Annotated in this window: 11 protein-coding genes; all 11 read right to left on the minus strand. The window is 38.0% G+C overall.

What is annotated here, in order from left to right; genetic code table 11:
• Positions 1-42: 42 nt before the first annotated feature.
• On the minus strand, positions 43-480 hold the full coding sequence (locus tag ACMX9J_RS27145; RefSeq protein ID WP_061859913.1) for a hypothetical protein: 438 nt from the start codon (positions 478-480) through the stop codon (positions 43-45).
• Between the two features lie 2 nt (positions 481-482).
• Positions 483-1,679, minus strand: a complete 1,197-nt coding sequence (mobP2, locus tag ACMX9J_RS27150; RefSeq protein WP_416226430.1) for a MobP2 family relaxase — start codon at positions 1,677-1,679, stop codon at positions 483-485.
• The gene (locus tag ACMX9J_RS27155) at positions 1,676-2,029 is read right to left on the minus strand and encodes a hypothetical protein (RefSeq protein WP_416226431.1); all 354 of its coding nucleotides are present in this window, start codon (positions 2,027-2,029) and stop codon (positions 1,676-1,678) included. Before ACMX9J_RS27155 ends, mobP2 begins: the two co-directional genes overlap by 4 nt.
• Positions 2,026-2,286 carry a hypothetical protein gene (locus ACMX9J_RS27160; protein WP_061859916.1) on the minus strand — a complete coding sequence of 87 codons (261 nt, stop codon included), beginning with the start codon at positions 2,284-2,286 and terminating at the stop codon, positions 2,026-2,028. The genes ACMX9J_RS27155 and ACMX9J_RS27160 overlap by 4 nt, the downstream gene beginning before the upstream one ends.
• A gap of 217 nt (positions 2,287-2,503) precedes the next feature.
• Positions 2,504-3,391, minus strand: coding sequence for a hypothetical protein (locus tag ACMX9J_RS27165; protein WP_416226432.1), 888 nt, complete (start codon positions 3,389-3,391; stop codon positions 2,504-2,506).
• A gap of 10 nt (positions 3,392-3,401) precedes the next feature.
• Positions 3,402-3,983 (minus strand): MerR family transcriptional regulator, encoded by a 582-nt coding sequence (locus tag ACMX9J_RS27170; RefSeq protein ID WP_416226433.1) that lies wholly within the window; start codon positions 3,981-3,983, stop codon positions 3,402-3,404.
• A 14-nt stretch (positions 3,984-3,997) separates the two neighbouring features.
• Complete coding sequence (locus tag ACMX9J_RS27175) at positions 3,998-5,113, minus strand: lysozyme family protein (protein ID WP_416226434.1); 1,116 nt, start codon at positions 5,111-5,113, stop codon at positions 3,998-4,000.
• A gap of 3 nt (positions 5,114-5,116) precedes the next feature.
• Positions 5,117-7,048 (minus strand): VirB4 family type IV secretion system protein, encoded by a 1,932-nt coding sequence (locus tag ACMX9J_RS27180; RefSeq protein ID WP_416226441.1) that lies wholly within the window; start codon positions 7,046-7,048, stop codon positions 5,117-5,119.
• Positions 7,049-7,068: 20 nt separating this feature from the next.
• On the minus strand, positions 7,069-7,782 hold the full coding sequence (locus ACMX9J_RS27185; RefSeq protein ID WP_416226435.1) for a hypothetical protein: 714 nt from the start codon (positions 7,780-7,782) through the stop codon (positions 7,069-7,071).
• Positions 7,783-7,797: 15 nt separating this feature from the next.
• Positions 7,798-8,088: a DUF5592 family protein gene (locus ACMX9J_RS27190; RefSeq protein ID WP_095380525.1), complete on the minus strand. Its 291-nt coding sequence runs from the start codon at positions 8,086-8,088 to the stop codon at positions 7,798-7,800.
• Between the two features lie 39 nt (positions 8,089-8,127).
• A partial coding sequence (locus ACMX9J_RS27195) for a hypothetical protein (protein WP_416226436.1) occupies positions 8,128-8,951 on the minus strand: 824 nt, incomplete at its 5' end.

An 8,951-nucleotide genomic window follows, 5' to 3' on the forward strand; every position in this document is an offset into this window, starting at 1 on the left:
ATTCCTCCTCTACATGTTTAAATCTATCTTTATATAAATCCATCAATGAGATGGTTGTTTCCCTCTTGATTCTTCTGCATCAACCTTCTTTTGACGTTGATGAGCAATCCGATTTTCGACAACTTCTCTCGCAATTCGTGTACTATCCATTTCCCTCATACTTGTCGTCATAAGTCCTTTAAAACCATGATGAGCAAATAATCCATTCATATACTCAATTAAAATTTGTGTGTTTTTATCGGCACTGTTTGCTCCAAGACGAATCTTTTTTAGTTCTTCTTTTATGACATCATGTAGGCTATTGCCGACGACTTCAGAAATATATTTCAATGACCATTCTTGCTCTTGAATCTTTCTATATTTCTCACAAATATCAATAATCGCTTCTGAAGCAAAACGAAGTTTATGTTCCTTCATATACTCTTGAATGTATGCCTCTGTTTCTTCATCCACTGTCACCTTATGTCTGTATTTCTCCATTTTTAATAACCCCTTTCGACTTCACGATTTTGTTCAATATCTTTTTGCAAACGCTCATAATGTTGTTGGTTTTTCCAGCTTTCATATTCTGATTTAAAAGCACGTTCCATTTTCTTTAGAGAAACGTGTACAGGTAGATGGTTAGCCGAATAGGACTTTTGCTTTGCCCCAGAAGAAGAAGCTATTACTTTTTTGATATGTGTTTGTTTTCGATCATACTCACGCATTTCACTTAAAAAAGCATTGCCCATTCGCTTATATAATTCATCTGTTTTGTTTTGCTTATAATGTTCATACCGTTTCTTATCAAACGTTCCTTCGCCGTATGCCTTCCTTAACACCTCTACCTCTTGATCCAATTTCTTATTGAACTGTTCAAACTCTTTTGCATGATACTTTTGAATATATTTTGCACTTAATATATCAATAGACGATCGTAAAGGTTGCAACGTGTTATAACTGTATTGCCATTGTCTCTTATCTTCTGGAAGATGATTATAGATGTGCAAAAAGAGTGGTTTAAGCTCTCGATTTCTCCATTTAAAAGAGGAATCCTGTTTCTTGCTGCCTACCATGTTTTTACGAATTAAATCATTAATTTCTTTTTGTTCCTGCCCGCGTTCAAGAATCTGACTCACCACTTTTGATTTCATGGCATCTAACGTTTTGGGTTTTCTTTTGCCCCGATCACGTGTAGGATGTGGTTCTACTGTCGCAACATGAATATGAATGTTGTCGGTATTGTAGTGTATGGCAGCTGACCAAATAGCTGACTGATCTAACCTTTCCCTTTTAAGCATTTCCTTCATGGACTGACGGGTAATCTCCATTAATTTTTTCTCATCCACTGTATGAGTATGAGCGTCATATAAACCATTTTCTTGGAGCCAAGGGTTATGAAATGTAATAACATCTTGCCACATGATACTGTTATTTTTTTGTGCTGTTTCAAATAAACCTTTCAATTCTTTTTTCTCATCTTCATTTAACTGATTTGAGTGCTCTGTAAATAAAGAGGACGTCTTATCAGGGTTATTCATATAGTCTTGATAAAGAGAAAATAGTTTTTCATGTGCTTCTTGATCTTTCTTTGCATCGTCACGATCAACATACTCCACGTACTCTTGAAATGCTTTCTTATCAGACGTAACAAATTTCGTTTTAAGCACGACTCCTGGTGTAACAGAGGACTGATTCATTTTTCATATCCCTCCAATAAAGAAGCGAAAAGCTCACCCCGTTTTGCTATGCTATAATCCTCAACTTCTTTTAAACTGTTCCTCGTAGATCGTTCAATATTTTGCTCCATATATAGCAACTCTTTTTTAATATGAAGTCGTTCCCTCTGTAAAAGATCCTCTATATTTTGAGTAACATCTTTTACGATCTTTTTTATTGAACCATCCTTTCTCTTTTGCGCTTCCTCATGCTCCTGACAGATACGAGAAATCGCATCACCTGTAAATGACAAGTGATGTTCTTTCATATAAGATTGGATATATTTTTTCACTTCAGGTGGTAACGATACTTTCATACGCTCTTTCATCATAACGGTTCATCTCCTCCCATCAATTCATGCATGATGTCATTCATATTTTCCATTGTTGTTGAGCACTGACCCATCATTTGAAGAACTTTCTCTAGCATGTTTTCAAGCTGTAATTCTCTATTGGTTTGTTCATGAAAAAAAGCCAGCGTTTCAAGCTGACCTTTTAAAAATTCCTGACGAGAAATCTTTTTTTCTTTTGCCTTTTCATCAATCTTTTTTATTGCAGTTGCACTTACATTTCGTATGATTATATCCACTACATTCGTTCCTTTCCTGTAATTTGTGGTTCTCCACTGAAACAGAGAGAAGAGCATAAGGGGTTTTTGCTATCACAGGGTGTGATAGGCTAGGCAAAGCCTAGCAAAACCGTGATATCATGGAAACCCTCAAAGTGGCGACTCTCTGGCGACTTCAAAACGGTGTCTGGCGACTCTCTGGCGACACATTGGCGAGTCAGTGGCGACACCTCTTTTTTCACTTCATGGCTAAATCTTGTTGCTTTTCATTCAATTTTTGGAGCTTTTCTTGTAAACTTTTTTGTTCATCTTCATAAAGCTGAATGCTTTCATCACTCGATTGAATGGCATCCTTTTTCATCGCAATTTTTGATTCTGTATCGGCTTTTTCCTCATCCACTTGGTACTTCATATCACGTTGTAACTCATTCAATTCTTGTTGCGTTTGACGTTTGTGTTTGGCTTCTACTGTGATTGCTTTTTCATAGTTTTTCATTTTCTTTTTGACAAACTGTTTCTCTAAATCATTAACCAAAAGTGCATATTCTTGTTTGTTTTTGATTCCTTTTCCTTCTTCACTTTTCGTTTTTCGTTGGTCAGAATAGAGCGTTGTAATTAATGCATGAGCGTCTATTTCTTCTGTTGAATCTGTTTCTGAATCACTCCTTACATCATCTACATTTACCGTTTCTTTTTCTTCATTTTCTTGATATAGATCAAAGGCAAGTGCTTCCCAGTTTGGAGATAAATCGCTGATCCTTACCACATAATATCCATCATCTTCATACAATAAGTGAACAGGTAATTTGATGTTTGGATTCGCTTTTTCTTGTGCAATAAAGCTTACCTTTTCTTCATCTGTTTGATCCATTTTGATAACCATATCCAGTGAGCCATTAGCCGGATGATACACACGATTTTCAATGGTTACTGTTCCCGTAATGTTGGAAGAAACCGCCTCATAGGTTTTGGTATGATATAACGGATCTTCTGTTTGTAAATAGAATTTCGATGTCAGTAAGGATAAAAAACCGATAAAGAAAAAGAGTAAAACGGCTGTATACTTCCATGATCGATTGCGACTTAAATTAAACCGATAATCTTCCAGCTGCTTTTTAAATGCCACTTCTACCACCTCATTTCATGATTTCTGTTTTCAATTCTTCGATACTATAAACTATCCATTTATTCTCTTCTTTACGTAAAGAAACTTTAATAATGTCATGCGTTTGATCGTCCACATCTTCGTCTTTTATGACAAGATGATTTGTAAATTCTGCAATAACTTTTACCTCTTCTTGCCCCCCATCATATTGTTGAACATAGAGCTGTACATCGTTTGGGGTGGAGGTGTAACTATCTCCATATACAAACTTTTCAGAAGGATAAAATTGCTCATAAAGCTCTTTGTCCATGATGGATTTTGCACCCTTCTTTCGTTCCTCAAATCCTTCTTTTTCACGATGATAAGACACATCGATGAATTGATTAACCGTATTCAAGTAATCTCGTTTTTGTTGTTCTTGGGCAGAAGGGCGAACTTCACTTAGTTGTTTTTTCAACTCTTTATTTTCTTCTTGTAAGCTATCATTCGTGACTTGAGTTTGTTTCGAAGCTGTTGTGTTGGAGATATTGTGGTTAAGGTAGATATTGAAAATGGTCACGCCTGCCACCACAACGGCAAGCGCTCCAAATAGTAGTGCTGCTTTATTTTTCATCGCCTTTTCTCCTTTTAAAATCGTTTTACTCTTCCATTGAATCGTTCACCAAAATACGTTCCTTTTGCCATACTTGCGATGGCTACACCTGTTTTTCCTTGGCAGCCTAAAAACTGATTATTACCAACGTAGATTCCAACGTGGCCGTCTATCTTATAGGTGTCAAAAAACACCACATCTCCAGGCTTCATGTCTTTTGGATTAATTGCTTGCCCTTGGGTTTTGAGTGTATCGGTTGTCACCCCTGACATTGGACCGACATTCACTCCTACCTGTTCGAATGCCCACCTTACGAAACTTGAACAGTCAAAACGTCCTGCATTAATATCAGATTGAGAGCGCCCACCACCAAATACATAGCGTGTTTTGCCAATCAACGTTTTACCTGCATCAATCACTTTTACACCCGATTTCCCACCACTTCCGCCACTCGCAGGGGCAGCCGGTTTTCCGTCAGCTGTGATCGTTCCTGTATAATATTTCAGTACCGCATCGACATACTTCGCGTCGCCATAACATGCCCCGTGGGGTATCATCTCAGGACGTACGCAATGATATTTTCCTGTATGTTTTACTTCTTGATATTGAAGTTGAGAAAAAGAAATAGCTAACTCTGGCGTATATTTGCCTCCATTTTTCATGACATAATTGATAAAGCCAGGGCCAAAGTTGTACGACTGAAGACAAAGTTTCAAATCATAATTGGCTTTTTCTAGTACACTTTTAAAATGCAAGACACCTTTATCAATCGATAATTCAGGATTCTTAATACAGCCAACCGTACCGTTACAATAGGACTCACTACTTTGCATCGGATCGTTTCCTCTTCCTCCACTTTCTTGCATCATGAGTGCCATCATAATTGGCACGTAGGAAGCATCTAATCCATGTTTTTGTGCGTATTTTTCAAGTAACGGTTGATACTTCATAACCTCTGGTGACACATTAGCCGTTCCTACACCAATGCCTCCTCCTTCAATCTCTGTTACGTCACTTTGTTGACTGTCATTTTCAAATTCACCTATAATCGCAACAATCGTACTCATGATTAAGAGGCCCGATAATCCTAACAGGATCAACGTGCCTCCAATCAAATATTTTTTTGGAATGAGCTGTAAAACGATATGCAAAGCTTACGCACCTCCACCATACAGCGCTTTTTCTTCCTCATCGATTTCAATATGAAAGAGAATGTTTTTTACGGACTTAATACAAAGCAGCACATCCCCAATTGGCAGCTTCGGGATCTCAGCCAATTCACTATCGGTAATCCCTGTTTTAAATACCCGTTGAATGGTATCTAAGTTATTGTCATCTTGCTGCATGATGAATTTATATTGCGTTAAATCAAAGAGTTTTTTAATTTTTTCAATTGCTGTTTGTTCAGAACCATCTGGTACAAAGTCGCTAATTAAATGACTCGCATAGATCAAACCTGCAAAGTATTTTCGTGCTTCCCGACTAAACTCTGTTAGGAAATCTAAGGCATGTTCATTACCTTTTTTCGTGTTAACAATGTGATGAGCCTCATCAATCACGATTAAGTAGCGTATGGCATCTTCAAAGGCTAATGTCCCCTTTGTATAGGCTGCCAATTGTGGTTCTCCACTTTGCAGCATGCCATCCCATAATAAACTCATGACGTTGAAAAGCTGTGCCTGTGCAATTTCATCTTTTAGTTTCGATAAATGACGGATGGAGAAGAATACCACTTGCTCGTCGTTAAAATCTTCAATGGTCGAAATGCCATCAAACAAATGAGCGTACGTTTCAACCAAGTTTTCAATGTTAAGCTCAATGAGTTCAAGGCGGCGTTTTCGATACTCTCCTAGGTTCGGATGATGCTCTCTTGTTTTCTCATCTGCATATAACTCTTGGCGAATAAGCTGTAGAAACTCACTAAAAGTTGGGTAAGCTTCTGGTGAAAGCCCTGTGATGTAGTTAATTGCGCCTTTTTCATCGTTCCATAACTGCTTTTGGATATAGAGTTTTCGAAGTAGCTTTTCGTACTCTTTTAACTCATCGTCTTTTGCTTCTGGTGCAATAAAGCGATAAAAAACGGTTAATTTGGATAAATGCTGCGTAAAGCTATTAAGCTCATGTTCATGTGTTTTAAATACCTGTAAGGGATTAATTTGCCCTTCTGATCCGTCTAATGCAATCTGTTTACCTCCTAATTCTCTGACAAGACTTTCAAACTCTCCTACAATATCAAAGCCTCGGATTTTATAGCCTTTAATCGCATTATCCGTGGTGACTTTCTTTAAAAATGTGGACTTACCTGCGCCCATTAATCCCATCAATACCGCATTATAACTTTTACGTTGTTGGTCTTTGTGAAACAAATCAAAGATGACGCTGCCACCTGTACGAGTTGTTCCTTGATACGTGCCGTATGGATCATCTAAGTGGGTAAAATGAAAAGGAAACCCTCCAGCTAGTGCTAATGCGGGGATTTCCTTTCCTTTTCGCTTATTAGGATATTTCTTTTGAATGTCAAAATGCGTGACTAATGATTCCCACTCATACTCTTGTTCATTTAGGAAAATGGATCCTCTGAAGTTATGCGTTTCAAGATGATGAATGACTTCTTTTAATCGCTTTTCTAAGTCAGGAATCGTCTTTTCCGCAATATAAATGCGAAGATGTATCCGTTTGATTACCTCTCCATTTGTGACTTGACGGTATAACTCTTTCATATCTAAATACTGTTCTTGCGCATCCATACGATCAATGTTTTCTTTGGCATTCACATGCCGTGCATTTTGTTCCGACATATTTTTATTGATCGCTTCTACGACTTGTTTTCGCTCATCGCTTACTACATCTAAGGTAGTAATGGCATTAGGCATATTCATGATCGGTTCCAGCCAAAAATCATTCACGTTCGTTGGATATTCATAAATGTGAATACATGTCGAATATCCATCACCATTTCGAACAAGGTTTTCTTTAAAGCTTACGCCTCCTTGTGGTTGAATCTGTGCCACAAAATAAGGGTTGTATCCTTTTTTCTGCTTGATTTCTTGAGGTGTTTTCTCTTTTTTACGGAAAGGTAAAGACATCATCGGTTTATCATCCTTTCTTATTGTTTATTGCCAAGCTTGGCGTTTTGATTGTAGAGTTTGTAAAGAAGATTGATTTGTTTTTCATCCGAAACAGGTAACAGAGGGACAGCCAGTTGAATATCTCTCATAAATTGATCTTTTCGTTCTTTTACAGCGAGTTCAGTTGGTCCATATAGGAAAAGAAAGTATTCCCGATTGGTTCGCCCCCATTCTAAATATTGAAGTTCTTTCAATTTTTTTCGTAAGAACCGAAGAGATAACGCATTGTTTGCTTCTCGAATTTTCTTTTCAAGATAATGTTGCTGCTTTTGAGTGGAAACGGGTAAGTTTAACGAGATAATTTTAAAAGGATCTTTATCGCCCTGGTATGTTTTCGCCAATGTATAGATATTGCGTCCTGCCTCTTGGTCATGCATGGCATTGATATCGGTACTTTGAAGCTGCCAGATCCCAAAAAAGCCTCCATCATCCTTTAGCTGAAATAACCCACTATCTGTTTGATCGATGATGGGAATAATATCAGCCACACTTTTCTTTACCTCCGGTAGTTTCTCTTTCTTTTTTTCCTTTTCAGCCTTTGGAGGTTGTAACAGAGAAAAAGGATTCTTTTTCTTTGTTTGAGCGATCCGTTTATCCATTTCCTTTTCATCAAAGAGAAGGGATTTACTTGTCTTTTTTTCTATTAAAATAGGTTTCTCTTTTTCTAGGATTCTTTCATCAAATAATGCCATCTATCATGCCCTCCCTTATTCTTGATCTCGATCTATGGCACAATATGTGCTCTTCTTTCGTACCAATGTAAGCAATAACGCCTCATACATTCGTTTTTTAGGGTTCGTACTTGGTCTAACAATCATCAATACCCCAAATATGCCCATGAAGATATAAAAGGGAATTTGAAGCGTAGGATGAATAAAAAAACGTAACATCATCGTGACCATAAGTAAGCCAATAATGAACAACAAATCAAAGAGATAAAGAGATTTATTAATCTTTAATTCCGTTGAGATTTCTTTCGGAATGTTATAGTTTGCCATGACTCTTCTCCTTTCCATAAAAAAGAGAAGTAACGCTTGTTACTTCTCTTCTGGTTTATTTCGTTTCTTTGATCCAAGGTTTCGTAAATCTCGCCCTGTATTTCGTCCAATTTGATAAGAGCGTTTTGTTTTATGGATTGTTTGCGAATTATCAATACGTTCTTTTACCTTTCCTACCCCTCCCTTAAAGTTATCTTTTACCACTTGTGCAATATTGCGTGTTTCTATCCGGTTCTGATCTGGCATTGGAATATCTTTTGTTGAAGCAGGAACTGTGTCTTTTTCAATCTGTTGTTTTCCTTGGCGGGGTTCCTCTGTAGCTGCCACTTGTGCTTGTGCTTGTGCTTGTGCTTGATCCATCCCTGTCGGCATGGAAACAGACGGTTCTCTTGTTGGTGTAGGATAGCTTACGTTTTCTACAGAAGAGCCACCTTCGCTTGTACTTCCGCCGTAACCGGAAGCTTGGATTTCCTCATGAACAGGTGTACTCATACTTCCTACAGAAGATCCGCCTTCACTTGTACTTCCACCGTAACCGGAAGTTTGAATTTCTTCATGAACAGGTGTACTCATACTTCCTACAGAAGATCCGCCTTCGCTTGTACTTCCACCGTAACCGGAAGTTTGAATTTCTTCATGAACAGGTGTACTTATACTTCCTACAGAAGATCTGCCTTCGCTTGTACTTCCACTGTAACCGGAAGTTTGAATTTCTTCATGAACAGGCGTACTCACACTTCCTACAGAAGAGCTGCCTCCATTTGTACTTCCACTATGACCAGAAGCCTGCATTTCACCATGTAGAGGAGTACTTGCCTTTCCTACAGAAGAGCTGCCTCCATTTGTACTTCCACTATGACCAG

This window comes from Priestia sp. RMT2NF4, from assembly GCF_047872835.1.
Taxonomy (GTDB): Bacteria; Bacillota; Bacilli; order Bacillales; family Bacillaceae_H; genus Priestia; species Priestia zanthoxyli.